Genomic DNA, 26,394 nt, shown 5'->3' on the forward strand with positions numbered 1-26,394 from the left:
AGCGACTCGCCTGACGAGTCGATTGGAGGAAATCATGCCAAAAGTCAACGTCATCGGCGCCGGGCTTGCCGGCAGTGAGGCCGCGTGGCAAATCGCCAACGCCGGCGTCGACGTCACGCTTTACGAGATGCGCCCGGTCAAGTCGACGCCGGCGCATCACACCGCCAACTTTGCGGAGCTGGTTTGCACCAACTCCCTACGCGCCAACGGCCTGGAAAACGCCGTCGGGTTGCTCAAAGAGGAGATGCGGCGCCTGAATTCCGTCATCATGCAGGCCGCCGATGCGACCGCGGTGCCGGCCGGCGGCGCTTTGGCCGTCGACCGCGAGCCGTTTGCCGAGTTGGTGACGGCCAAGCTGCGGCAGCATCCCCGCATCACCGTGGTGGCCGAAGAGCTCACGGATTTTCCGGCCGGCATCACGGTGGTCGCGACCGGACCGCTGACGGCCGACGCTTTGGCCGAGCGCATTCAGGCACTGAACGGGGCGGAGGGGCTGCACTTCTTCGACGCCGCGGCGCCGATTCTTGACGCCAACTCGATTGACATGACCAAGGTCTACAAGAAGTCGCGCTACGATCGCGGCGAGGCGGCTTACCTGAACTGCCCGATGACGCGCGACGAGTTCTACGCCTTCCAGGAGGCCTTGGTCACCGCCGAGGCCGCCACTGGCCACGGCTTCGAGGACCTCACCGTGTTTGAGGGGTGCATGCCCATCGAGGTGATGGCCCAGCGTGGGCCTCGGACCATGCTCTTTGGGCCGCTCAAGCCGGTGGGGCTCGCCGATCCCAAGACCGGGCGCGATCCCTATGCCGTGGTGCAGCTGCGCCAGGACAACGCGGCGGCCAGCCTGTACAACATCGTGGGCTTTCAGACGCACCTCAAGTGGGGCGAGCAAAAGCGTGTGTTTCGCATGATTCCGGGACTTGAAAACGCCGAGATCGTGCGGTACGGCGTCATGCACCGCAACACGTACATGAACTCGCCTGAGGTGCTACGCGCGACCTACGAAAGCACTAAGCAGGCCGGACTGTTCTTTGCCGGCCAGATGACCGGGGTTGAAGGCTACGTCGAATCCGCCGCGAGCGGTCTGTTGGCCGGCCAAAACGCGGCGCGGCTGGCGCTTGGCCTGACTCCGCGGGTGTTCCCCGAAACCACGGCGATCGGTTCGATGGCCCATTACATCACCCACACAAGCGCCGCTCACTTCCAGCCGATGAACGCGAACTTCGGCATCATGCCGCCGCTTGCCACGCGCATCAAGGACAAGCGTGAGCGCAACCGGACGCTGGCCAACCGCGCGTTGGCCGACTTGGCCGCGTTCACGGAATAACGGATTGACGGGGCCAAGCAACTGCTTGGTCCCGTCGTTGCGTTGACCCGATTGTTGCGTTGACCTGAAAGGAGGGGTTCGATGGATCAGATCAAGCAATTCATGCAGTACCTTTTGGTCGAGCGACAGTACTCCGCGGAGACCAAGAAGGCCTACGAGGAAGACATCACCGATTTTCAAGAATTTCTGCAGGCTAACGGCGGCTTCACCAACTTCAACGCCGTCGACGAGCTGGATGTGCAGACCTACCTCGGCAGCCTCGCCGAGCGCGACTTGGCCCGGGCCAGCGTGGCCCGGAAGCTGTCATCCCTGCGCAGTTTTTACCGCTACTTGATTCGGGTGGGTGAGGCCAAGGTCGACCCCTTCGAGGCGGTGGAAACGCGCAAGAGCCACCACCACCTGCCCGATTTCTTCTACGAGGCGGAGATTCAGGAGCTGTTCGCCGCGGTAGCCGGGCCGACGCCGCTGGATCAGCGCAATCAGGCGCTGCTCGAGGTGCTGTACGGCACCGGCATCCGGGTCAGCGAATGCGCCAACCTCACGCTGGATCAGCTGGACTTTGACCTTGAGCTGATGCTGGTTCACGGCAAGGGGAACAAGGACCGCTACGTGCCCTTCGGCGGCTACTGCAAAAAGGCCTTGCTGCGCTACCTGGACGACGGCCGGCCGACGCTCATGGCCAAGCTCGACCGGGTTCACGACCGCGTGTTCGTCAGCCAGCACGGCCGCCCGATCACGTCTCGGGGCATCGAGTACGTGCTGGATCAGGTGGTCCAAAAAACCAGCCTGACCGGCGGCATTCACCCGCACATGCTGCGGCACAGTTTTGCCACCCACATGCTCGACCACGGCGCCGACCTGCGAACCGTCCAGGAGCTTTTGGGTCACGCCAGCCTTTCCACCACGCAGATTTACACGCACATGACCACTGCCCACCTCAAGGCGGATTACCTGAAGCACTTTACCGAGCATAATTAGGGCCAGGGGCTGAGGTACAACCCGTGCCGGCCTGCTAAACTAGGCATTAGTCAAATTTGGTCAAAAAGGAGTCTAAACATGACAACAATCGCAGCAGTACGCAAGAACGGCCACACCGCCATCGCCGGTGATGGTCAGGTCACCCTCGGCGAGAAGGTGATTATGAAGGGCAACGCGCAGAAGGTTCGGCGCATTTATGACGGCAAAGTTGTGATTGGGTTTGCCGGCGGCGTCGCCGATGCCTTCACCCTGCAGGAGTGGTTCGAAAAAAAGCTGGAGAACCACGCCGGCAACCTGCGCCGCGCGGCAGTCGCTCTGGCCCAGGACTGGCGCAAGGACCCGACGCTTCAAAAGCTTGAGGCGATGATGATCGTGATGGATGAGTCCGACCTGCTTTTGGTCTCCGGCTCCGGCGAGGTGATCGATCCCGATGATGACGTCGTCGCAATCGGCTCCGGTGGTAACTACGCCCAGGCCGCGGCGATGGCCATGATTCAGCACACCGACATGGCCGCCGCCGACATCGCCAAGGCCGCCATCGACATCGCGGGGTCGATTGACATTTTCACCAACCACAACATCCGCGTCGAATCCTTCTAGGAGGCCCTTATGACTAAAACACCCAAGCAGATTGTCGAAGCACTCGATCAGTACGTCATCGGGCAAAGCGAGGCCAAACGCGCCGTCGCCGTGGCGCTGTACAACCGCTACCGGCGCATGCAGCTTTCGGCCCAGATGCAACAAGACATCACCCCGAAGAACCTGCTGATGATCGGCCCCACCGGGGTCGGTAAAACCGAAATCGCCCGGCGGTTGGCCAAAATTGTCAACGCGCCGTTCGTCAAGGTCGAGGCCACCAAGTTCACCGAGGTCGGCTACGTCGGCCGCGACGTGGAGTCGATGGTGCGTGACCTCGCCGATGTCGCGGTGGCGATGCAGGAGCAGGCCGCCTTCAGCAAGGTTCGCGGCCGCGCCGAGCGCGAGGCAAACAAGCGGCTGGTGCGGCTGTTGGTGCCGGCCATCAAGAAGGAAAAGAAGTCGACCAACCCGATGGCCGACATGATGAGCATGCTCCAAAACCTTCAAAGCGGCGCGGATCCACAGCCGCAGGCGCCGCAAGAGGAGCTAACCGACGAGATTCGCAACCAGCGCCTGACCGTCGCCGAGCAGCTCGACCGGGGGCTGCTTGAAGACCGCGAGCTGACCGTCGCCGTCGCCGATGAGAAAAAACCCAACGGCGGCAACGACATGTACGGCCAGATGGGTATCGACCTCAGCGAGACGCTGGGCGCGATGATGCCCAAAAAGCGCGTCGAACGCACGATGACCGTCAAGGAGGCGCGTGAGGTCTTCATCCGCGAGGAAAGCGATAAGCTGGTTAACCACGCAGACATTTACCACGACGCGATTGAGGCGGCGGAGAACAACGGCATCATCTTCATCGACGAAATCGATAAGATCGCCGCCGGCGACAAGCACAACTCCGGTGAGGTCTCGCGCGAAGGCGTTCAGCGCGACATTTTGCCGATTGTCGAAGGCTCTCAGGTGTCGACCAAGTACGGTCCGCTGAACACGGACCACGTGCTGTTCATCGGCTCCGGGGCCTTTGCCACCGCCAAGCCTTCCGACCTGATTGCCGAGCTGCAGGGCCGCTTTCCAATTCGCGTCGAGCTCAAGGACCTGACGCAAGACGATTTTGTTCGCATTCTCACCGAGCCGGACAACGCCTTGGTCAAGCAGTACATCGCGTTGATTCGCACCGATGGGGTGAAGCTGACCTTCACCAAGGAGGCGATCGAGCGCATCGCCGCCATTGCGATTCGCGTCAACCACGACACTGACAACATCGGGGCCCGGCGGCTGGCCACCATCCTCGAGAAGCTGCTCGAAGACGTGCTGTACGAGGGTCCGGACATGCAGATGGGGGACATCACCGTGACGGAGAAGTACGTCAACGACAAGGTCGGCAACATTGCGGCCGACAAGGACATGACCCGCTTCATCCTGTAAGCCAGAACCGTCGCCTTCGGGTGGCGGTTTTTTGGTGCCTGAGGCCGCCCGGTTGAATGAAAAGCGCTGTCATGGTATAAAAGAGAGGCACGGCCGCCCGGTTCGCCTGGAGGCTTAGACCTACACACAAAGGAAGATATCATCATGGTAACCTTAACGAACGATTTTTTGACCGCTACGCTTGATCCGCACGGGGCGGAGCTGGTGAGCCTGGTCGATAACCACGCCAAGCACGAGTACATCTGGCAGGCCGACCCGGCCGTGTGGCAGCGCCACGCCCCGGTGCTTTTTCCCATTGTCGGGGCCTTGAAGGACAAGACCTATCGCTACGCCGGCCAGGAATACCACATGGGGCAGCACGGCTTTGCGCGTGATCTGACCTTCGCCGTCGTGGCCCAGACCGAAACAAGGGTCACCTTTGAGCTGACCGACACGGCAACGACACGCGCCATCTACCCGTTTGCCTTCAAGTTTCAGATCACCTTCACGCTTGAAAACAACACGCTGAGCGTGGCCTATCACGTCCAAAACCCGGCCCAAGACGCACCGCTGTACTTCTCCGTCGGCGGTCACCCGGGTTTTGTGGTGCCGATGACCGAAGACACCGCCTTCACCGATTACTACCTGTCCTTTGCCCCACGCAAGTCCCGGGTTCAGATTCCGCTGGCCGGCGGCGCCATCGATTACGCCCACCGGACGCTGGCTGCCACGGACACCAACCTGCAGCTGGACCGCGAGTTCTTCAAGAACGACGCGGCGATTTACCAGCTGACCGGTAAGAACACCTTCTCGATTCGCTCCGAGAAAACCACGCGCGGGGTTGACCTGACCGTCACCGACGCCCAGTTCATGGGGGTGTGGAGCCCGTACACCGACGCCGCAACCTTTGTGTGTCTCGAGCCTTGGTGGGGCATTGCTGACACCACCGACACGAATCAGGAGCTGACCGACAAGCTGGGCATCAACCGCCTGGCGCCGGGCGAGACCTTCGACCACGGCTACGACATCACGATTCACTGAACAAAAAAATCACCCCGCGGGGTGATTTTTTAGTGGCTGGGTTATTTGGCCTGACGCCTGCGTCGCAGGATCTGACCGAGGCCGAAGGGCACCATGTTCTCCTTGCCGGCCTTGATTCGCGCGAAATTGTCCTTGTGACGAATCATGAACAGCACCCAGATGCCAAAGCAGACCACCGTCAGCGGCCAGTCATGCATGAACAAGGAGCCGATGGTGACGATGGCCATACCCAGCGTCGAGGCGATGCTGACCATCGAGGTGAGCAGCACCAGTGAGATGAACACGACGCAGGCAAAGGCGAAAAACAGCGGCGAGTAGGCCAGGCAGATGCCGGCTGAGGTGGCCACGGCTTTGCCGCCCTTGAAGCCGATGAAAATCGAAAACGCGTGGCCGAATACCGCGGCCAGCCCGACGAGCAGCACCCACCAATGCGGTGTGATGCCAAACAGCGCCGGTAGGCTGGCCCCAAGCGTCCCCTTCAGGATGTCCATTGCCAAGACCACCGTCCCCCCGATTGGTCCAAGCACTCGGTAGGCGTTAGTGGTGCCGATGTTGTGCGACCCGCTGGCGCGAATATCCTTGTGGAAGAAGCCGCGCCCAATCCACACGCCGCTTGGAATCGAGCCAATCAGGTAGGCGAGGACAAAACAGATTGCAAGTTTCATGATTCAGGTCCTTTCTGGTGGAACACGGCCGCGTCAAGCCGCATTGTGATGCTGGCCCGGGGGTGGCCATCGAGCATCAGGTCGCCTTCGATGCGCCCGGTGTCGACAAAGCCCAGCTTGTGGTAGACGTGCTGGGCTCGGGGGTTGAAGTCAAAGGCGTCAAGCGTCAGAGCGGCCAACCCAAGCGGTCCAAAGGCGTAAGCACAGGCCAGGTGCAGCGCCTCATAGCCACTGCCTTGTCCGGTGGCGTCATCGGCGATCAGCACACGCAGGTTGCAGCTGTTGGCCGCCGCGTCGTACTGGTTAAGGACCACCTCACCGATCACTTGCGCGTCAAGGACGACCGCCCAGTCGAGGCGACCGTCTGCCTGGCTGCGGGTGGCGTACCAGTCGGTGATGCGCCGCCGCTCCTCGGTACTCGCCACGAAGCGTTCGGCGGCTTTGGGCCAGTGACTCAAGGCGCCGGTGTAAAGGTTGACCATGGGCTGGCTCAGAATCTCAAGCATTCGCGGTGCATCGGCCGCGGTGAAGGCTCGAAGCGAGAGCCGCGGTCCCCCAAGTGTCGGTTTGATGAGGAAGTTAGCCATCGGGGTACTCCTTTCGTCTCAGTTCCTCCAGTTTACCATTTTTTGACGGATGGCGAAATGACGCGTAGAATAGATGCCTTGAACAGGCGTTCGGGTTACGACCACCGGCCACTGGCGGCAAAAAAGCTTTCATTCCGGCGGTTGGCTGGTGTATTGTAGTGAGAGTTAGATTCAAAAAGGAGCACATCATGGCGAAAGCAAGTGACACTTACACAGATTCATCGATCCAGGTGCTGCACGGCCTGGAAGCCGTGCGTAAGCGGCCGGGGATGTACATCGGCTCAACCGACGCACGGGGCCTTCACCACCTGGTATACGAAATCGTCGACAATGCCGTCGACGAGGCGCTGGCAGGCTTTGGGGACATCATCAAGGTCACCATCCACCAAGACAATTCGATTACCGTCGTCGACCACGGGCGGGGCATGCCGACGGGGATGCACGCATCGGGCAAGCCGACTATTGAGGTGATCTTGACGGTGCTGCACGCCGGTGGGAAGTTCGATCAGAATTCCTACAAGACCTCCGGTGGCCTGCACGGGGTCGGTTCAAGCGTGGTTAACGCGCTGAGCGAGCGGCTGACTGTGCGGGTGGTCCGCGACAAGCAGGCCTTTGTCGAGCACTTCATCAACGGCGGCCATCCCGACGGTGGGTTGGAGAAGCTAGGGAAGGTCAACGAGCCCAACGGCACGACCGTCACCTTCAAGCCCGACCCGACCATTTTCACCACCACGACCTACTCGTTCGACACGCTGGCAGAGCGGCTGCGCGAGTCGGCCTTTTTGCTCAAAAATATTGCGATTACGCTGGCCGATGAACGCACCGGTCGCGTCGAGACCTACCACTACCCGGACGGGCTGGTCAGCTTCGTCAAGTACCTCAACGAGGACCGCGACACCGTCTCGCCGGTGTTCAACTTCGAGGGCGAAAAAGACGGTGTGGTGGTCGATTTTGCCGGCCAGTATAACGACGGCTACTCGGAAAACACCATCAGCTTCGTCAACAACGTGCGAACCGGCGACGGCGGCACCCATGAGGCGGGGATGCGCAGCGCCTTGACCAAGGCCTTCAATGACTTCGCGCGGAAGGTGAACCTGCTCAAGGACAAGGACAAAAACCTCGAGGGCTCCGACGTGCGAGAGGGGCTGGCCGCGGTGCTGGCGGTTCGGATTCCGGAAGAGATTCTGCAGTTCGAGGGTCAAACCAAGGGCAAGCTCGGGACCCCTCAGGCTCGCGCGGTGGTCGACGCCGTGATCTACGAGAAAATGAGTTTCTGGCTGATGGAAGGCGGCGAGGCCGCCCAGGAACTGGTGCGCAAGGCAATCAAGGCCAGAGAGGCCAGAGAGGCCGCGCGGAAGGCCCGAGACGATTCCCGCACCGGCAAGCGCAAGAAGAAGGACCAGGGGCTTTTGTCCGGCAAGCTAACCCCGGCGCAAAGCAAGAACGCCAAGAAAAACGAGCTGTACCTCGTCGAGGGGGATTCCGCCGGCGGCTCCGCCAAGCAAGGCCGCGACCGTAAGTTCCAGGCCATCCTACCGCTGCGGGGGAAAGTACTGAACACTCAAAAGGCCAAGCTGGCCGACATCGTGAAGAACGAGGAGATCAACACGATGATTTACACCATCGGCGCCGGCGTCGGCGCCGAGTTCGACCTGGCCGCCGCCAACTACGACAAGGTCATCATCATGACCGATGCCGATACCGACGGGGCCCACATCCAGATTCTGCTGCTGACCTTCTTTTACCGCTACATGCGCCCCTTGATGGATGCCGGCAAGGTCTACATCGCCTTGCCACCTTTGTACCGGCTGCAAAAAGGCAAGGGCGCAGGCGTCAAGATTGCCTACGCCTGGACCGATGAGGAGCTGGAAAAAGAAACCAAGAAGATGGGCAAGGGTTACACTCTGACGCGCTTCAAGGGGCTGGGCGAGATGAACGCCGATCAGCTGTGGGAAACCACGATGAACCCGGAGACGCGCACCCTGATTCGGGTGCGGGTCGAAGACGGCGCCTTGGCCGAGCGGCGCGTCACCACCCTGATGGGCGATCGCGTCGAGCCGCGGCGCGACTGGATTGAGGCCAACGTCGATTTTGACATGGACGATGACGGGTCAATCATGGAGACTAAGACCGCCGATCACACCGACATGCAGTTCGGGGTCAAGCAGATCAAATCGCAGCTGTCGAAGAAAGGAAAGTGAGCATGGCTAACCAGATTCAAGACATGACGCTTGAAGACGTCATGGGCGAACGCTTCGGCCGCTATTCGAAGTACATCATCCAAGAACGCGCGTTGCCCGATGTGCGAGACGGCCTCAAGCCCGTGCAGCGGCGCATTCTTTACGCGATGAACCAGGATGGCAACACCTTTGACAAGGGGTTTCGCAAGTCGGCCAAGTCCGTCGGGAACGTCATGGGTAACTTTCACCCGCACGGCGACTCGTCGATTTACGAGGCGATGGTGCGGCTGTCTCAGGACTGGAAGCTGCGCGAACCGCTGATTGAGATGCACGGCAACAACGGCTCAATGGATGGTGATCCACCGGCCGCCATGCGTTACACTGAAGCCCGGCTGTCCAAAATCGCCGGTGAGCTGCTCAAAGACATCGACAAGGGCACCGTCGACATGGTACTGAACTTCGATGACACAACCGAGGAGCCGACGGTGCTCCCAGCGGCCTTTCCCAACCTGCTGGTCAACGGTGCGACCGGGATCTCGGCCGGCTACGCGACGGAGATTCCGCCGCACAACCTGCGCGAGGTGATCAACGCCTTGTTGTACCTGATGAAGCACCCAGACGCCGCTCTCACTGACCTGATGAAATTCGTTCAGGGCCCGGATTTTCCCACCGGCGGCATCATCCAGGGCGTGGCCGGCATTCGCCAGGCCTATGAAACCGGCCGCGGCAAGATTGTGGTTCGGGCCCGGACGCACATCGAGGACCTGCGCGGCGGCAAGCAGCAGATTGTCATCACCGAGCTGCCTTACGAGGTCAACAAGGCGCTGCTGGTCAAGAAAATCGACGAGCTGCGCCTCAACAAAAAGGTCGACGGCATCGCCGAGGTCCGAGACGAATCCGACCGCTTCGGGCTCTCCGTTGTGATTGAGCTGAAGAAGGAGGCCAATGCCGACGGGATTTTGACCTACCTGTTCAAAAACACCGACCTGCAGATCAACTACTCCTTCAACATGGTCGCCATCGCCGACATGAAGCCTCGCCAGCTGGGGCTGGCACCGATGCTTGAGGCTTACCTCAAGCACCGCCGCGAGGTGATCACCCGTCGCACCCAGTTCGACCTCCAAAAGGCCCAGGCCAGACAGCACATCGTGGCCGGCTTGATCAAGATGCTCTCGATTCTGGATCAGGTGATCCACACCATTCGCCACAGCGCCGACAAGGCCGACGCCAAAAAGAACTTGGTCGCCCAGTACGACTTTTCGGTGGCCCAGGCGGAAGCCATTGTGTCCCTGCAGCTTTACCGCCTGACCAACACGGACATCACGGCGCTTGAGGCGGAGGCCGCGGCCCTGGCCAAGTCAATCGCCGAGTACCAGGAAATCCTGGCCAACCCAACCGCCCGAGACGCCGTCATCGAACAGGAGCTCGCCGCCATCGCCAAGACTTACGGCAACGACCGCAGCTCGAGCATCGAATCGGAAATCGAAACCCTCGAGGTCGACACCACCGTGGTGGTCGCAGACGAGCGCGTGATGGTGCTGGTGTCGCGCGACGGCTACTTGAAGCGCAGCTCGCTGCGCAGCTTCCAGGCGGTGGCCGCGGCCGACAACGGACTCAAGGCCAACGACTTTTCGCTATTCGAACAGGAAATGAGCACCTTGGATCACCTGTACATTTTCACCAGCGCCGGCAACGTCGTCTACCGCCCGGTTCACGAAATCGCCGACCAGCGCTGGAAAGACGCCGGCGAGCACCTGAGTCAAACCGTCGGCATTGACCCCAATGAGCACGTGGTGGCCGCCTTTGGCCTCCAGAGTCTGGACACACCGGGCAACTTCGTCTTGGGCTCAACCGACGGCTACATCAAGCAAGTGGCCCTGGCCGACCTGCAGCCGCAGCGCAACTACAAGAGCCGGCCGATGGTGGCCATGAAGCTCAAGGCCACGACCGCGACGGTGACAGATGTCTACTTCGTGGCGCCGGACAGCCAGCAGACCGTCTTTGTGGCGACCAATCGCGCCTACGGTCAGCAGTTCCCGCTGGCCGAGGTCAGCCTGATCGGGGCCCGGGCGACCGGTGTCAAGAGCATGGACCTCAAAGACGGCGACCAAGTCGTGAATTACATTTTAGCCAACGATCCCGAACAAACCGAGGTCGGCATCGTGACCCAGCGCGGCGCCTTCAAGAAGATGAAGCTCAAGGAGATGGGGTTGGGGACCCGGGCAAGGCGCGGCCTGATGATTCTGCGCGAGCTCAAGCGCGATCCGCACCGCATCGTCGCCATGCGTGAGGTGAAGCCGGACACGCTGCTACAGGTCCTGACCGCAACCGACCAAGTCTGTGAAATTCGCCCGGCCGATTATCCGGCAGGGGACCGTTACTCCAACGGTTCTTTTGTTATCGACACGGACGTTGATGGCAAGCCGGTCTATGTCCATCAAACCCAGGTACCGACCCCACCAACGGACTGAGCGGCGCCGCCGGTCTTTGTGAAAAACGTTTTCTGTTATATAACGAAATCGTCAAATCTGTACTATCACACAGTGTGCTCTCAACCGCTTACACGAGTGGCGAGGGGCACATCTTTTTTCGCTGAATTTGTGAACTATTTAGCGAACTATCGGGTCAACGTCTTGTGGCGAAAGCGATTCATGCCCCAAAAAGACGGGAAAGAAAGTGCTTGCATAAGACCTGTGACGTGTTATACTAAGAATGTAAAATCTGTGATATGAAATCAACATTAGGAGGCTACACAGATGAAGCAGTTAGACAAGACTGACATCAAGACCTACTGGGAAGGCTTTAACGGTGGGGACTGGCAGGACGAGATCAACGTTCGCGATTTCATCCAGCACAACCTGACCCAATACAACGGCGACGAATCATTCCTCGCCGGCCCAACCGAGGCAACGACGACCCTCAACAACCAGGTGCTGAACCTGAAGAAGAAGGAACGCGAAGTTGGCGGCGTGCTTGATGCCGACACCAACGTGGTTGCCACGATTACCAGCCACGGCCCTGGCTACCTGAACAAGGACCTCGAAACCATCGTGGGTCTGCAAACCGACAAGCCGCTCAAGCGTGCCTTCATGCCATTCGGTGGGATTCGCATGGCCGAAGATGCCCTTGAAGCTTACGGCTACAAGCCAGATCCTGAGATGCACAAGATCTTCACCGCCTACCACAAGACGCACAACCAAGGGGTCTTTGATGTTTACACCCCTGACATGCGTAAGGCGCGTCACTACAAGATCGTCACCGGTCTGCCGGATGCTTACGCGCGTGGCCGCATCGTTGCTGACTTCCCACGGATTGCCATCTACGGGATCGACAAGCTGATGGCCGAGAAGTTCAAGGACTTCAACAACACCGGCGACGGTGAGATGACCGATGATATCATTCGCCTGCGCGAACAGATCAACGATCAGTACAAGGCGCTGAATGACATCAAGAAGATGGCCGCAAGCTACGGCTACGACATCTCCAAGCCTGCGACCAACGCTCAGGAAGCCATCCAGTGGATCTACTTCGGCTACCTGGCCGCCGTTAAGACCCAAAACGGTGCCGCGATGTCCGTCGGCCGCATCGATACCACCATCGATGCCTTCATCGAACGCGACATGAAGCGCGGTCTGCTGACCGAAGAGAAGGCGCAAGAATTCATCGACCACTTGGTCATGAAGCTGCGCATGGTTCGCTTCATCCGCACCGAAGAGTACAACTCCCTGTTCTCCGGCGACCCAATCTGGGCAACGCTGTCCCTGGGCGGTGTTGGCTTTGACGGTCGTCACCACATCACGAAGACTGCGTTCCGCTTCCTGAAGACGCTTGACAACATGGGCGCCGCCCCGGAACCGAACATCACGTTGCTTTGGTCCGACCTGCTGCCGGCCGGCTTCAAGCGTTACGCGACCGAGGTTTCGATCACGAGCTCCACGATCCAGTACGAAAACGATGACCTGATGCGCAACGAATGGGGAACGGACTACTACGGCATCGCTTGCTGTGTCTCCGCTCAGCCTATCGCCGGGGGCGTTCAGTTCTTCGGTGCCCGTGCTAACCTGGCCAAGGCCATCCTTTACGCCATCAACGGCGGGATGGATGAAATCGGCGAGACCCAAGTTGGTCCTGAAACCGAGCCAATCAGCTCCGACGTGATCGACTACGACGAATTCATGAAGAAGTTCGACATTCAGGCCGGCTGGCTGGCTGACGTTTACGTCAACGCCCTGAACGCGATTCAGTACATGCACGACAAGTACTACTACGAATCCGCTCAGCTCGCCCTGAAGAACACGCGCCTCGACTACACCTTCGCCACCGGGATCTCCGGCTTCTCCCACGCCGTTGACTCCATCTCCGCGATCAAGTACGGTAAGGTTCACCCAATCCGTGACGAAAAGGGCGTTGCCGTCGACTTCGAAGTTGAAAACGACGACTACCCACGCTACGGTAACAACGACGACCGTGCCGACAACATCGCCAAGTGGCTAATCAAGTACTTCTACAACAAGATGAACACGCACCACCTGTACCACGGTGCTAAGCTGTCCACCTCTGTTTTGACCATCACTTCCAACGTGGTTTACGGCAAGAACACCGGGACGACCCCTAACGGCCGCAAGCGCGGCCTGCCGTTCTCGCCTGGTGCCAACCCGGCTTACGGTGCTGAAAAGAACGGTGCCTTGGCTTCCCTGATGTCCACTGCGAAGATTCCGTACCACTACGCAACCGATGGGATCTCCAACACGTTCGGTGTGACCCCGAACACGCTGGGCCACGACGACGAGACGCGCAAGACCAACTTGGTCAACATGATCGACGGCTACATGGCCAACAACGGCATGCACCTGAACATCAACGTCTTCAACAAGGAAACCTTGATCGATGCCCAGAAGCACCCAGAAGAATACCCAACCTTGACCGTTCGGGTGTCCGGCTACTGCGTCTACTTCGCAGACCTGACCAAGGAACAGCAAGACGACGTTATCTCCCGGACCTTCTTCGAAGAGATGTAGTCAGCGGTTACAGTCATGCACTAGCGAAACGGGAGCCCATGGCTCCCGTTTTGTCCAGAGGCGGCAAAGCCTTGCCGCTTGTGGTCAAAACCGGCCGCCGCCGCGGCAACCAGAAATGGAGGACAAACGATGAAATTAGTCGATAACAGCAATCCGCTGAACATTTTGGATCAGGTGGGACTTGAACCGGAGGGGCCGGTCAAGGGGTACGTTCACTCCGTCGAAAGCTTCGGTTCCGTCGATGGCCCTGGCATTCGCTTTGTCATCTTCTTGCAAGGGTGCCGGATGCGCTGCCAGTACTGCCACAATCCCGACACTTGGAACATCGGTGTCGGCGACGAAATGACCGCCGACGAGCTCTTGGACGACTGCCAGCGCTACCGCGCGTTTTGGGGTGAAGACGGCGGGTTGACCTGTTCTGGCGGTGAGTCCTTGGTTCAGATTGATTTTCTGCTCGATCTGTTCACCAAGGCCAAGGCGCGTGGTATCAGTACGTGTCTCGACACCTCGGGCAACCCGTTCACGCGCAGTGAGCCGTGGTTCTCAAAGTTCAAGCAGCTGATGGCCGTCACCGACATTTCATTGGTCGACATCAAGCACATCAACTCGGCCGAGCACAAGAAGCTGACCGGCTTTGGCAACGAGAACATTCTGGATATGATTCAGTGGATGTCGGCTAACCACTGCGACATGTGGATTCGCCACGTTCTGGTGCCGGAACGCACCGACGACGATCACTACCTCGCCGAGCTTGGGGACTACATCAAGACGCTAAATAATATTCAAAAAGTTGAGGTGCTCCCGTACCACACGCTCGGGGTCAAGAAGTACCACGAGCTGGGCATCACGTACCCGCTTGAGGGCATCGAGCCACCGACTGCGGCGCGGATTAAGAACGCCGAGGCGCTGCTTCACACCGCCGACTACACCGCCTGGAAGAGCTGGCGTCCAGCAAAGTAAGCCCATCCAACTTTTAGAAATGATAAGGAGACGCAAATTTAGGTTGCGTCTCCTTTTTAGTTATCTTATTATTAAGTGAGAAGTTTCATTTAATAAAAGCGCGAGAACCGCGCAAGAAGAGGGCCCAATGATGAAGACTAAGCAGGACAGCATTTTTTCTTCCAAGACATTGTCGTATTTCCTCCAGCTTGCCGAAACCATGAATTACACGCAGGCGGCGCAGCTCCTTGGCATCACCCAGCCGGCATTGACACAGCAGATCAAGAAGCTGGAGCGAACCGTTGGGGCACCGCTTTTCTACTCTGTCGGCAAGAAGCTGCACCTCAGCGACGCCGGCCGCACAATGCTTGCGGCCACGCACAACATTTACGATGTGCTCAACCGGGCGACCGACGAGATTCAGCAGGCCAGCAACGCCAACACGGGGGTGATTCGCGTCGGACTTTTGGCTTCCGTCGAAGACTCCGCGTTCACCGGGTTCATCTCCGATTACTACCTGGACAACCCCGAGGTGCAGGTGGTATTGCTCAACATGACCCGCCACGAAATTTGGGAACACCTCAAAAATAATCAAATCGACCTGGCCATCATGTACCTGCCAGATGACACCATCAAAAACTGGAAGCCTTACGAGTCGCGGCGCATCGTTGAGGAGCAGCTGCTGTTTTTGCACCACAGCGAGAAGCTGGCCAAGCGCAAGCGGGTCCACTTCAACGACACCATCGAGAACCCGTGGGTGACGTACCCGGAGTCCTACTTCCTCAGCCACATTCTCAAGGAAGCTTACAAGAATCAGATGGTCGACTACCCACAGTGCGTCGCCCAGTTCACCACGCCGTACCAGATCACGCAGTTTCTTAACCGCACCGGGGTCAACACGGCACTGCCAAACTCCTTTTACCAGGCGCATCAGGAGCAGATTCACGCCTACGCGGTTGCCTTTGATCCGGCAATCAGCTTCGAGCTAGCCTTCGTCTACCGCAAGGGCAAGGACGAAATCCCGCGGGTTGCCCAGTTTTTGGAGGGCTTTGACCGCTACTTGGAGACCAAAGATTACCTGTCGCGGGTGGCCGAGAACCGTGTTAAACTGAATGAGTAAGAACTGACAATTACAAGGGAGATCGAAACATGACGACATTGATTTTTGGCCACCAAAACCCCGACACCGACGCGTTGACGAGTGCCATCAGCTTTGCTGAATTCCAGCGTCAGCTCGGTAACACCGACGTCGAGGCGGTGGCACTGGGCGAACCGAACGACGAGACGAAATTCGTCCTGGACTACTTCAAACAGACGGCACCGCGCGTGATCAAAACCGCGGCGAACGAAACCGACACCGTGATGCTGGTGGATCACAACGAGCCTCAGCAAAGCGTCGCCGACATCAAGGATGTGACCGTTGCGGCCGTGGTTGACCACCACCGCATCGCCGGTTTCGAAACCGCGGCACCGCTGTACTACCGGGCGGAACCCGTTGGCAGCACCAACTCGATTATCTACGAGCTGTTCCAAGAGAAGCACTTCACCATTGCGACGCAGCTGGCAGGGCTGATGGCCAGCGGTATCATCTCAGACACCTTGCTGTTGAAGAGCCCAACCACCACGAAGCTTGAACGGCAGATTCTGCCAGAGCTGGCCAAGATTGCCGGTATCGACCTGCAGACGTACGGGTTGGCGATGCTCAAGGCCGGCACGAACCTGGCCGCTAAGTCCGACCTAGACATTGTCGAAGGTGACGCCAAGAGCTTCACGATGGCGGGCAAAACGGTTCGCATCGGCCAGGTCAACGTGGTTGATCTCACTGAAATCGAGGCACGTCAAGGAGCCATTGAAGCCACGATGAAGGCCGAGGCCGAAAAGAACGGCTACGACACTTTTGTTCTGATTGCCACGGACATTTTGAACTCCAACTCCCTTGGGCTGGCGTTTGGGGCGGATCTCGACAAGCTGGAGGCGGCCTTTGACGTCAAGTTCGACGCCGCTCACCGCCTGGCGCTGCCGGGCGTTGTATCCCGCAAGAAGCAAGTGGTGCCACCACTGCAGAAGGCCTACGAAGCGTAGACGCACCGAAAGCCCGGAAACGGGCTTTTTTGGCCAATAGAAGGAGAAATTGACGATGGAAACCACCAAGCAGATTCAATTAATTCAGGACCTGTCCAATGCGTTCGGCCCCTCCGGCTTCGAACAGCCGGTCATTCGTCTGTACCGCGACGCCGTGGCCGATTACGGGGACACGACGATTGATGGCATGTTCAACGCAATCACCCGGCGCCACGGCAACACCGGCAAGCGACCAGTGATTCAGCTGGATGCCCATGCCGATGAGGTCGGCCTGCTGGTTCAGGCGGTGCGGCCGAGCGGTCTCTTGAAGTTCGTCACGCTCGGGGGTTTCGTGCCGACCAACGTGCCAGCGATGAGTGTCTTGGTTCGCAACAAGCGGGGCGAGTACATCCCCGGGGTGGTGGCGACCAAGCCACCGCACTTCATGACCGCCGCAGAACGCAACGCGGTACCGCAGATTGCCGAGATGTCCGTCGACATCGGCAGCACCAGCCGCGAGGAAACCATCAACGATTTCGGTGTTGATACCGGCTGCCCAATCGTCCCGGCGGTGGATTGCCAGTTTGACGCCGCTCACGGGATGTTTTTCGGCAAGGCATTCGATGATCGCATCGGAACGGCGGCCATGATCGACACCCTGGCGACGCTGGATGGTGAGACCTTGAACGTGGACGTCGTCGCGGGGCTTTCAACGCAAGAGGAAGTCGGGCTGCGCGGCGCTTACGTGACGGCCCGGAAGGTTGAGGCCGACCTCGCCATTGTCTATGAAGGCGTTCCGGCGGATGACACGTTCGAGCCCGACTGGCTGAGCCAGACGCGGATGAAGGGCGGTCCGATGCTGCGCGACTTGGACACCACTTACATCGCCAATCCACAGTTCCAGCAGTTCACCGCCGACCTGGCCGACGAGCTGCACCTGCCATACACGCGGGCGGTTCGCACCGGTGGGGGACAGGATGGGGCAGCCATTGGTTACTGGAAAGGGATTCCGACCATCGTCGTCGGGATTCCGGTTCGCTACGAGCACACGGCCTTCAATTACACGGCCCTGAGTGACTTCCAGGCTGCCACCCAGCTGGTCAACGAGCTGCTTCGACGCCTGGATGCAGACACGATTGCCAGCTTCTCATCCGTCGACTAGGCAACCCGCGCTTGGTTGAGGCCAGGCTGCGAACGTTTGTTCATAATCGAGTATTTGCGATGACATGCTAACACGTCGGCAGATTCACAGATTCTACATCAGCAAAACACGGTCCGAATGCGATGAGCGTTCGGACCGTGTTTTGCTGATGTGAGCTTGCTGAGCTGATGTGAGCTTGCTGAGCTGATGTGAGCTTGCTGAGCTGATGTGAGCTTGCTGAGCTGATGTGAGCTTGCTGAGCTGATGTGAGCTTGCTGAGCTGATGTGAGCTTGTTGATATGTGATCAGCTTAGCATAAAAAGTCCAAAATAATTGAACTCAACAAAGAACTCAACACACGAGGTGAAGCCGCCATCGAACCAAAGATTGTCGATCAGCTACTTGAGAATTGCTCAGGCGTGGAGGTCATGCAGAGCATGAGTTATTGTCATGCTTTGGCCGGAAAACGCAGGGTTGTGCAGTCGGCGGATTTGAATTCGGCGGCGAAGCCCCTTTTAATTCGTCCGATTACGTTACTTCGCATAATATGTATTATGTTAACTAGAAAGAGAGCAAAAAAGCAGCGCCGAATGCACACCCTCTCCCGTCGCTCTCGATCCCCTTAGTACCGAGCTGGCGCGACCCGGCTTGCACCCTGGCACATTGTTGAATCGTAACGGAACGATGCCGTTTGCGAAGTCCGCCGCCAGTTGCTGATTTTCACACTTGGGGCGGCCTCGCCGGGCCGCGCATTTCGATGAACTTGTAGTGGCCGCCGTTGGTCAGCTGGTCGTGCGTTCTCACAGCGACGAAGCCGGCCTTCTGGTACACTTTTTGGGCGCGAATGTTAAACGCCGCAACATCCAGCAGCACGGTCTGTGCGTTCGTGAGCGCCTGGACCGCCGTTAAAACCTGCCTCAAAAAGTCCTGACCGCCACCGTGGCCGGTCAGGTTCGGTGCCATGCCTAACCCAAGTTCGGTGACAGTTGGGTCGTCCGTTGCCGCCAGCGCAAAAAAGCCTATCAGCCGCGTGTCCGCATCGGTGACCTGGAAATACTGATCCCCACGTGCCACGGGATCAATCAACTCGGCGTAATCCTCGGCGTCGGCCGCGGCGTCGTAAAAATCGTAAGGGGCTGGGTAATGCCACTCATTGGCGATGCGCAGTGCGTTGGCCTGCGTCAGCGGGGCGATGGTGAGGGTCACGGTTTGTCCTCCTGTGCGGCCACGGGATAACCGCTGGCCTTAAAGTAATGGCGAATCAGCGGGGTGACCTGCGCCTGCAAGTTGCCGCTGGTGAAAAATAGCGTCTGTAAGATGCGTTTCCACGCAGACAGTTGGTAGTAGGCCGTCGGTGTCTCGGTTTTGGCCGCCATGGCCTCCCACCGCCGGGCATCGGTTTTGGCTAAATACTGTGCCACTACCTCGGGATAGTGGGCGTTGACCTGCACGACAATCATCGCCAAGCGTTCCTCCTCGTCGGCCGCAAATGGCACGACCAGGCGGTCCAGCACGTCGTTGATGGCCAACAGCGCGGCCTTAGCGTACGCCTCACCGCTGCTGGGAACCGCCACGGCGGCGGCCAGCAAGTCGCTGCCATGCGCGATGCCATGGGCCCAGCCGTGGCCTGGTACGAAGGCCCGCCAATCGCGCTCGGACCTGAGGTAGCGCAGCGCCCAGGTCAACCAGACTTCACGCTGCGCCGTGGTCAAAAAAGGCGCGGTGTGGTCTGCACTCAGCATCAGCTGGCCCAGCAGCGCGGTGAAGGTACGGGTGAACACGCGGGGGCCCCCTAACACATCAATGCCTTCAAACAGCCACGAGGAGGCAGTGGCCGTGGTCGCGATGGTCCTTTTTTGCTCCGGCGTGAAGCCGCCGGCATTGAAGCCTCGCGCCAGCAGCTGATACACCAAATCGTCGCGAATCGCGCCGTCGAGGTCCCCGATGTGTGCGAGAAGCCAGGCGACCTGCTTGTCTGTGAAATGCAAGGGATCCGGGCGACCGCTCAACCGCCGCAGATTCTTTTCAAGAATGTCCATCGTCTACCATCTCCTAAGGTTCATCCGCTGAGCGTCGTGGTTTGGGCAACCGCCTGCTTCTCAAAAGCACACTGCAGGGTCATGATAAATCCGCCAACTGGGATTTATCATGACCCTAATTGTATTATAATGTTAGCAAAATGGAAAGAAGGGACGCTTGTGAACGCTTTTCGAATTACCCCTGCCTGCCCCAGCGATGACTTCAAGGCCGTCGCGGCCGTATACTGGCGGACTTGGCGAACGAGCTATCGAAATTTGGTGCCGGCCGCCTACCTCGCCAGTCTGACGCCGGCGACCTGGCACCCTGAGACCCGGATTGAGACCACCCTGCTGGCCAAAACCGCAACCGGACGAATCGTTGGTGTTTGCGCATACGGCCCCGCTCGGCGGCCAGCGCGAGCCGGCCAGGGTGAGGTGTATTCCCTCTACGTGCTGCCCGAGTTTCAGGGCCAAGGGCTTGGCCGCCGGCTGCTGCAAGGTGCCTTGGCGCGGCTGACTCAGCCGACCTGTTACCTCGTGGTGTTGGCGGCCAACCACGGGGCCCAACACCTCTACGCCGACTGCGGTTTCGTACCAAGCGGTGAGCGGGTGACGTCCCCCACCCCGTTCGGAACACTGGTTGAGATGATCATGGAGCGACACGACGAAAAACCCGGCGCAGCGGCCGGGTTTCCAAGCGAGTCAGAATAGTAAGACGTACTTTGCCACTTCAGGACCCAATGGCTGACGCAGTAGCCGGGCTACCTGCACGGCCGCGGGATCGAGATCCGACACCGCGCCGGTCAGCCAAGTGAAGTGGCTGGCCAAGGTGCTCAGCGTTTGCTCAGCCAACGCAGTCAACTCCCGGGGCGTCTGGGCCCACACCAGGCCGAGCTTGGCAGTGGTGTCATTGACGGGATGGACTAGGCAAAACGCGCGGAGGTCGCCGTTGACATGCAACACAACCGGCACGTCGGCGACCAGGTCCGCAAGCTTTGGCGCTAAGGCAGCCACCGCAGCCGGATTGACCGGATCCAGCGGGTGTTGGGCCGCATAGGTGAGCTGGGCCTGGCTGCGTAGCGCGGCCTGCAGGACCTGGGCCTGCGCCAACCCCGCGGCGCTGAGCAGCTCGGCTCCTGCCGGCAGTGCGGTCTGCGGCACGGCAACGTTGGCCAGGCTCAGGCGCGGCTGGTAGATTGTGGCGATGCGCCGCAACCCGCGCGAGACCATGGCGGCTACCAGTGGCGTTGTGGCCGCCGTGGTCAAGAGCAGGCCCTTGGCGCGAACGGCCTTGGCCGCCTGAATCGCTGCCGTAACGACTGCATCGGCAATACGCGTCGGTGACCATTTTTCGCCGGCCGCGGTGCAGGCACAGGTGAAGCGCAACAGTGTTGGGTGACGACGCGAACGCCAGGTCACGACGACGGCCAGCGGCTGTGCGTCGGCGACGACGGCCGCGGCCGCCCCTTTTTTGCGCAGGGCCAAAGCCACCTCCTGCCCGGCGACCAGAGGTGGTAGTTGCTGTGTTGCGAATACGGTTAAGTCCCGCATGGTGACCTCCTACTTCATCAGCGTGGTGTCTGCGACGTTGGCGTCAATCAGATTGCGCAGCTGGGCAATCTGATCCGGCGTCAGCCCGGCCTTGGGCAGGATCTGGGCCAGCCGGTGGGCCACCAGAAACACGAACACGCGCTGGGTTTCGCCGACCTTCAGGTAGCCGGCCCAGTCGGTGTGGCTTTGGCCGTGCGGCGTCGTTAGCGTAATACCGGTGGCGTCGAGCACCATGTCTCGCGGTGCGAACATCTCGGCGTTTTTAGGCCGCTTGAACTCGTGTTTGGCCGTCCACTTCAGCACGAGGTGCAATCCGACCAGCAGCGAGGCGATGCCCAGCCCGGCGTAAAGTGCCGCCTCTTGGTAGCGCCGATTCCAAAGAAACAGCCCGGCAAACAGCAACAGTAAAACGCCCAGGTAGGGGCTGACGCGTTCCGACAGGCGAACGAGCCAGTTAGTGTTGTGCCGTAGCAGGTACTTGTTGTAGTCAAGATAATCGGCAAACGCGATGGTCACGTGAGAGAGTTCCATGGCAGCCTCCTAGGACTGGGCGGCGATGACTTGATCCAAGACCTTCAATACGCCGTAGTCATCGTTGCTGGCCGTGCGATACTTGGCAAAGCGTGACATGTCCGGATGGGCGTTAGCCACCAAGTAGCCGTATCCCACCGTCGACAACATCTCCGCATCGTTGAAAGTGTCACCGAACGCCATCATCTGACTCGGCGCAATCCCGAGCTTGGTCCCGATGGCCTGAATCGCCGTCCCCTTGTTGATGCCCTTCATCATGATGTCAATCCAGACCGGGCCCGATACCGCGGCCGAGAAGCGGCCACCGTAGCGCGGTGCGATCTGCTGGTCGAATGTCTCTCTGGCATCGCCGTTGGGCAGGTAAATGGTGACCTTGTCGGCCTCGCCCGTCCAGGCCGCCGTGTCCGGCACGAAGGCGAGGTTGTGGTAGAACTCTTGGTAGACGGTGGCGTATTGGCGGTCCTTCTCGTCTGCAATCGCCGCGTCGATACCGCACACCAATGGCCGGCCATCCGTGTGAGACTTGACGAAGGCGGCGATGTCTTGATAGTCGGCCTGGGGCATCAGCACCTTATCCAGGATGCGGCCGCGGTGACTGACCACCGCACCGTTGTCGCAGATCAGCGTCAACCGGTCTTTGTGGTCTGGAAACAGGTTTTGAAGCGTGTAAAGCGGTCGACCGGAAGCGATGGCAAACTGAATGCCCAGGGCCTCCAGGCGGTCCAGGTAGTCGCCAAAGTGCGGCGGTAATGTCCCGGCTTCGGTCAAGAGCGTGTGATCCATGTCGGTGGCGATGAACTTGATGTCTTTCAAGACGGTCTCCAATCTAGTCGTGGCGAATGAAAGCGAGGTAGTAACTCAGAGCGCTGACGCTTTGGGCGCTGGTGATCTGACCGGCTTGAACCGCTGCCTTGACTTCCTCAAGCGGCACCAAGGCACTTTGCACGAACTCGTCTTGGTCGAAGTGCTTGGCCGTGGTTTGCTCCGGGTCGATGGTCGCAAGCACCAAGTGAACGCGTTCGTCGGTCATGCCCTCGCTGGAATGCACGGCCACCAGCTCCGACAAGTCGAGCGCCTGATAACCGGTTTCCTCTTGCAGCTCGCGGCGAGCGGCCGCCAGCACCGTTTCCCCGGCATTGATCAGCCCCGCCGGCAGGGCGAAAGACTCGCGGTTGACGCCGACGCGATACTCGCGGTTGACCAAGACCCGGTCATCCGGCGTGATTGCGAGCATGGCGACGGCCTGGGCATGGCGAATCAGGTCGCGCGTCACACGCAGTCCATCCGGGGTGTCGATTGTCTGCTGCAGGACTGAAAAAATCGGTCCGGCGTATACCTCGCGGCTGGACAGAATCCGACCGCTCGGCTGCGGTGTCTCAATAAACATGGCAAAGCCTCCAACTCAAGCGTGGCGGCACACGTGCCGTCCGACACTACTATAACAAAAAGCTGACGATATAAGAACCGCTTTCTGATGGAGTTGGCCAATCTTGAGTGGTGGCCGTGCCAAAAAGCGGCCGGCCGCCTCAGCCGTCGCCGACCGAAGCTGCCGGCCGCCAGGCAGTCGCGATTAATTGTGTGGTGCCGCGTCGCGAATCCAGGCCAACGCGATCGCCTTTTCCCCCAGGTGGGTGCCGATCACCGGGCCGAAGTACGAGCGGCTCCAGTTCACGTCCGGGAACCGCGCCTGCATCTCGGCCAGCCAGGCCGCGCCGGCCTCCGGGTCGTTGGCGTCGATAATCCAGGCCTTGACCGGGTAATTCACCGTTTCAAGCGCGGCCGCAAACAAATCCTCGACGCGGCCGTAAGCCTTCTTGAGCGAGCGAATCTTCTCGAAGGCCACAATCTTGTGCGAATCGTCGTCGAAGGTCAAAAGCGGCTTGATCTTCAGCATCCCCCCGATGAAGCCGGCCGCGTTGCTCAGCCGACCGCCTCGCACCAGGTTCTGCAAGTCGTTGACGATGAAGTACTCGCCGATGGTGGCGCGAAGGTCGTCCAAGGCGGCCACGATGGTCGTGATGTCCGCCCCGGCCTTGGCCATGCGAGCGGCCGTCATCACCAGCTCACCCATCAAAATGACGGTGATCTGCGAGTCGTAAACCACCACGTTGGCGTTTTGAATCTCGCTGGCCGCGCCCTTGAGCGTGTTCACGAAGCCCGAGATGGTGCTGGCCAGGTGAATGCTCAAAATGGTGTCGTAGCCCTCGTTGGCGAGGTTTTGGTAGAGCTTGAGCATCTCACCCAGCGGCGGCTGCGAGGTGTTGGGGAAGGTTTTGGCGCTGCGCAGCTTTTCGTAGAACGCTGCGGTGGTGATGTCCTTGCCCTCATCGTATACATTGCCATCCAAGATGACCGGAATCGGGACGACGGTCACGCCCGACTCCTGGACCTGTGCCGGTGTCAGGTAGGCTGTGCTGTCCGTAACGACCGCGATTTTCATATCGTCTCACCCTTTTTTCGAAAATTACTGCTTTTACCATACCATGAAACGCCCTATTTTTGAATATTTTTCACCGCGAAGGCCGGCTGCAACCGGTGACTTTTGCGCCGCCACGGCAAAAACGTTACAATAATAGGCATGATGACGCCCCGCTTCGGGGCGATCCGAAGGAGGCAATTATGTCATTCGATGGGATGTTTACTCACGCGATGGCGCGTGAGCTCGCGGCCAAGTTGGTCGGCGGCCGCGTCAACAAAATCACCCAACCCTACGCCAACGAGGTGATTCTGGGCATTCGCGCGGAACGCAAGACCTGGCCGCTTTTGCTGTCGGCTCACCCGGAATACGCCAGGGTCCAGATCACTCAAATTCCCTACACCAATCCGGCGGTGCCGACCACCTTCACCATGACGCTGCGCAAGTACTTGGCCTCCGCCACCCTGAAGCGCCTGGCTCAGGTGGCTAACGATCGGGTGTTACAGCTGGACTTTGCCGCTCGTGACGAGCTGGGCGATGACCTGAGCTTGCGCCTGGTGATTGATCTGATGGGGCGACACTCCAACATCACGCTGGTGGACCTCAATGCCAACCGGATTTTGGACCTGATTCGCCACGTCAGTCCGGATCAAAACCGCTACCGTCTGCTGATGCCAGGGGCCCAGTACGTGGCACCACCGCGCCAGGACAAGGTCGATCCGTTCCAAGACATCAGTCGCGGCTACCGTGAGCTGATGAAGACTACCGACCTGCCGCTCGCCAAGCTGCTTCAGCGCCACTACCAGGGGCTGGCCGGCGATTCTGCGACAGAGTTGGCCGAACGCCTCACCCACCCCGCGACCGGGGATGTCGATGCGGCCTGGAATGATTTTCTGGCTGGCTTCGACAAGCCGACGCCGACAATCACCACTGGCGAGCGGGTCAACTTTACGGCCACCGCTTACCGGACGCTGGCCGGTACGGCGCGGTCGTACCCGACCCTGTCGGCGATGCTAGATCAATTCTACGTCCAAAAGGCGGAACACGATCGGGTCCACAACCAGGGCAGCAACATGATTCACGTGCTCAACAACGTGATTGACAAGGACCTGCGCAAGCAAAAAAAGCTGGCCAAGACGCTTGCCGAAAGTGCCAAGCAAGACGACTACCGCATCCGCGGCGAGGTGCTGACCACTTACCTGGCGCAGGTCACCCGCGGCATGACCGAGGTCACCCTGCCGAATTTCTATGACGACATGCAGCCTTTGACCATCACGTTGTCCAACCAGCTGTCGCCGTCTCAAAACGCGCAGAAGTACTTCGCCAAGTATCAGAAGTTGCGCAACGCCGTGGCCTTCGTCAATCAGCAGATGAAGGAGAACCAGGCCGAACTGGACTACTTGCAAGGCATCGCGGCCCAAATCGAGCTGGCCAGCCCCAAGGACCTTGATGACATTCGCCAGGAATTGCAGGACGGTGGCTACCTCAAGGTCCAAAAAAAGGGCAAGAAGCCGCTCAAGCACAAGGTCGCGGCCCCTGAGGAGTTTTACGCGCCGGATGGCACCAAGCTGTGGGTCGGCAAGAACAATTTGCAAAACGACCAGCTGACGCTGCGCAAGGCCAAGAAAACCGACATCTGGCTCCACGCCAAGGACGTGCCGGGCTCACACGTCATCATCGACTCGAGCGATCCGAGTGATGAGACGCTGATGGCCGCCGCCAACCTTGCCGCCTACTTCTCCAAGAGCCGCGCCAGCGCGAACGTGCCGGTTGACTGGATCGAGGTCAAAAAAATTCGCAAACCCAACGGGGCCAAGCCCGGCTTCGTGGTCTATGAAGGCCAACGCACGGTGGCGGTCACGCCGGACGCGGCGCTGGTCGACCGCTTACGACAGCGACCAGGGCAGAACTGATGACTTGCCCATCAAAAATCCCGCCTCACCTTTGTT

23 protein-coding genes are annotated in these 26,394 nt (G+C 59.5%); 14 read left to right on the forward strand and 9 right to left on the reverse strand.

The window, feature by feature from the left end:
• The first annotated feature begins 34 nt into the window (after positions 1–34).
• The 5 genes from trmFO to NUH19_RS00595 all read left to right on the forward strand — a co-directional run bounded on the left by trmFO (position 35) and on the right by NUH19_RS00595 (position 5,338).
• Entirely contained in the window at positions 35–1,330 is a 1,296-nt protein-coding gene (gene trmFO / locus NUH19_RS00575) for a methylenetetrahydrofolate--tRNA-(uracil(54)-C(5))-methyltransferase (FADH(2)-oxidizing) TrmFO (protein WP_262314615.1), read from the forward strand.
• A gap of 81 nt (positions 1,331–1,411) precedes the next feature.
• A complete protein-coding gene (gene xerC, locus NUH19_RS00580; protein WP_262314616.1) occupies positions 1,412–2,308 on the forward strand; it encodes a tyrosine recombinase XerC in 897 nt (298 codons plus the stop codon).
• A gap of 78 nt (positions 2,309–2,386) precedes the next feature.
• A complete protein-coding gene (gene hslV / locus NUH19_RS00585; protein WP_262314617.1) occupies positions 2,387–2,908 on the forward strand; it encodes an ATP-dependent protease subunit HslV in 522 nt (173 codons plus the stop codon).
• Between the two features lie 9 nt (positions 2,909–2,917).
• The gene (gene hslU / locus NUH19_RS00590; RefSeq protein ID WP_262314618.1) at positions 2,918–4,318 is read left to right on the forward strand and encodes an ATP-dependent protease ATPase subunit HslU; all 1,401 of its coding nucleotides are present in this window, start codon (positions 2,918–2,920) and stop codon (positions 4,316–4,318) included.
• A 144-nt stretch (positions 4,319–4,462) separates the two neighbouring features.
• A complete protein-coding gene (locus NUH19_RS00595; RefSeq protein WP_262314619.1) occupies positions 4,463–5,338 on the forward strand; it encodes an aldose 1-epimerase family protein in 876 nt (291 codons plus the stop codon).
• A gap of 41 nt (positions 5,339–5,379) precedes the next feature.
• On the opposite strand, the gene plsY is transcribed toward NUH19_RS00595, so the two are convergent.
• A complete protein-coding gene (plsY, locus tag NUH19_RS00600) occupies positions 5,380–6,003 on the reverse strand; it encodes a glycerol-3-phosphate 1-O-acyltransferase PlsY (RefSeq protein WP_262314620.1) in 624 nt (207 codons plus the stop codon).
• Positions 6,000–6,590: a GNAT family N-acetyltransferase gene (locus tag NUH19_RS00605; RefSeq protein ID WP_262314621.1), complete on the reverse strand. Its 591-nt coding sequence runs from the start codon at positions 6,588–6,590 to the stop codon at positions 6,000–6,002. Before NUH19_RS00605 ends, plsY begins: the two co-directional genes overlap by 4 nt.
• Positions 6,591–6,778: 188 nt before the next feature.
• On the opposite strand from NUH19_RS00605, the gene parE reads away from it, so the two are divergent.
• The 7 genes from parE (at position 6,779) to NUH19_RS00640 (ending at position 17,950) form a co-directional block, all read left to right on the forward strand.
• Complete coding sequence (parE, locus tag NUH19_RS00610; protein WP_262314622.1) at positions 6,779–8,791, forward strand: DNA topoisomerase IV subunit B; 2,013 nt, start codon at positions 6,779–6,781, stop codon at positions 8,789–8,791.
• Positions 8,792–8,793: 2 nt separating this feature from the next.
• On the forward strand, positions 8,794–11,241 hold the full coding sequence (gene parC / locus NUH19_RS00615; RefSeq protein ID WP_262314623.1) for a DNA topoisomerase IV subunit A: 2,448 nt from the start codon (positions 8,794–8,796) through the stop codon (positions 11,239–11,241).
• A 285-nt stretch (positions 11,242–11,526) separates the two neighbouring features.
• Positions 11,527–13,788 carry a formate C-acetyltransferase gene (pflB, locus tag NUH19_RS00620; RefSeq protein ID WP_262314624.1) on the forward strand — a complete coding sequence of 754 codons (2,262 nt, stop codon included), beginning with the start codon at positions 11,527–11,529 and terminating at the stop codon, positions 13,786–13,788.
• A gap of 129 nt (positions 13,789–13,917) precedes the next feature.
• The gene (gene pflA / locus NUH19_RS00625; RefSeq protein ID WP_262314625.1) at positions 13,918–14,748 is read left to right on the forward strand and encodes a pyruvate formate-lyase-activating protein; all 831 of its coding nucleotides are present in this window, start codon (positions 13,918–13,920) and stop codon (positions 14,746–14,748) included.
• Positions 14,749–14,878: 130 nt separating this feature from the next.
• Positions 14,879–15,847 (forward strand): LysR family transcriptional regulator, encoded by a 969-nt coding sequence (locus tag NUH19_RS00630; protein ID WP_262314893.1) that lies wholly within the window; start codon positions 14,879–14,881, stop codon positions 15,845–15,847.
• 29 nt (positions 15,848–15,876) lie between these two features.
• Positions 15,877–16,809, forward strand: a complete 933-nt coding sequence (locus tag NUH19_RS00635) for a manganese-dependent inorganic pyrophosphatase (RefSeq protein ID WP_262314626.1) — start codon at positions 15,877–15,879, stop codon at positions 16,807–16,809.
• 55 nt (positions 16,810–16,864) lie between these two features.
• Positions 16,865–17,950, forward strand: a complete 1,086-nt coding sequence (locus tag NUH19_RS00640; protein WP_262314627.1) for a M42 family metallopeptidase — start codon at positions 16,865–16,867, stop codon at positions 17,948–17,950.
• Positions 17,951–18,649: 699 nt separating this feature from the next.
• Here NUH19_RS00640 and NUH19_RS00645 read toward each other — a convergent pair.
• Both NUH19_RS00645 and NUH19_RS00650 read right to left on the reverse strand, forming a co-directional pair.
• Positions 18,650–19,135 carry a GNAT family N-acetyltransferase gene (locus NUH19_RS00645; RefSeq protein WP_262314628.1) on the reverse strand — a complete coding sequence of 162 codons (486 nt, stop codon included), beginning with the start codon at positions 19,133–19,135 and terminating at the stop codon, positions 18,650–18,652.
• Complete coding sequence (locus tag NUH19_RS00650; RefSeq protein ID WP_262314629.1) at positions 19,132–19,968, reverse strand: DUF2785 domain-containing protein; 837 nt, start codon at positions 19,966–19,968, stop codon at positions 19,132–19,134. The genes NUH19_RS00645 and NUH19_RS00650 overlap by 4 nt, the downstream gene beginning before the upstream one ends.
• A gap of 159 nt (positions 19,969–20,127) precedes the next feature.
• Here NUH19_RS00650 and NUH19_RS00655 point away from each other — a divergent pair, with 159 nt between their 5' ends.
• Positions 20,128–20,658 (forward strand): GNAT family N-acetyltransferase, encoded by a 531-nt coding sequence (locus tag NUH19_RS00655; protein ID WP_262314630.1) that lies wholly within the window; start codon positions 20,128–20,130, stop codon positions 20,656–20,658.
• Here the strand turns inward: NUH19_RS00655 and NUH19_RS00660 are convergent.
• From NUH19_RS00660 to NUH19_RS00680, 5 genes are all read right to left on the reverse strand, one after another.
• Complete coding sequence (locus NUH19_RS00660; RefSeq protein ID WP_262314631.1) at positions 20,650–21,498, reverse strand: hypothetical protein; 849 nt, start codon at positions 21,496–21,498, stop codon at positions 20,650–20,652. The genes NUH19_RS00655 and NUH19_RS00660 overlap by 9 nt on opposite strands.
• Before the next feature lie 9 nt (positions 21,499–21,507).
• Positions 21,508–22,029, reverse strand: coding sequence for a YcxB family protein (locus NUH19_RS00665; RefSeq protein WP_262314632.1), 522 nt, complete (start codon positions 22,027–22,029; stop codon positions 21,508–21,510).
• A gap of 9 nt (positions 22,030–22,038) precedes the next feature.
• Complete coding sequence (locus NUH19_RS00670; protein WP_262314633.1) at positions 22,039–22,842, reverse strand: Cof-type HAD-IIB family hydrolase; 804 nt, start codon at positions 22,840–22,842, stop codon at positions 22,039–22,041.
• A gap of 13 nt (positions 22,843–22,855) precedes the next feature.
• Positions 22,856–23,416, reverse strand: coding sequence for an NUDIX hydrolase (locus tag NUH19_RS00675; protein WP_262314634.1), 561 nt, complete (start codon positions 23,414–23,416; stop codon positions 22,856–22,858).
• A gap of 183 nt (positions 23,417–23,599) precedes the next feature.
• Positions 23,600–24,469 carry a DegV family protein gene (locus NUH19_RS00680; protein WP_262314635.1) on the reverse strand — a complete coding sequence of 290 codons (870 nt, stop codon included), beginning with the start codon at positions 24,467–24,469 and terminating at the stop codon, positions 23,600–23,602.
• A gap of 179 nt (positions 24,470–24,648) precedes the next feature.
• Between NUH19_RS00680 and NUH19_RS00685 the strand changes: the two genes are divergently transcribed.
• Entirely contained in the window at positions 24,649–26,358 is a 1,710-nt protein-coding gene (locus NUH19_RS00685) for an NFACT RNA binding domain-containing protein (RefSeq protein ID WP_262314636.1), read from the forward strand.
• Positions 26,359–26,394 lie beyond the last annotated feature (36 nt).

This window comes from Lacticaseibacillus parakribbianus, from assembly GCF_025490915.1.
Lineage (GTDB): Bacteria > Bacillota > Bacilli > Lactobacillales > Lactobacillaceae > Lacticaseibacillus > Lacticaseibacillus parakribbianus.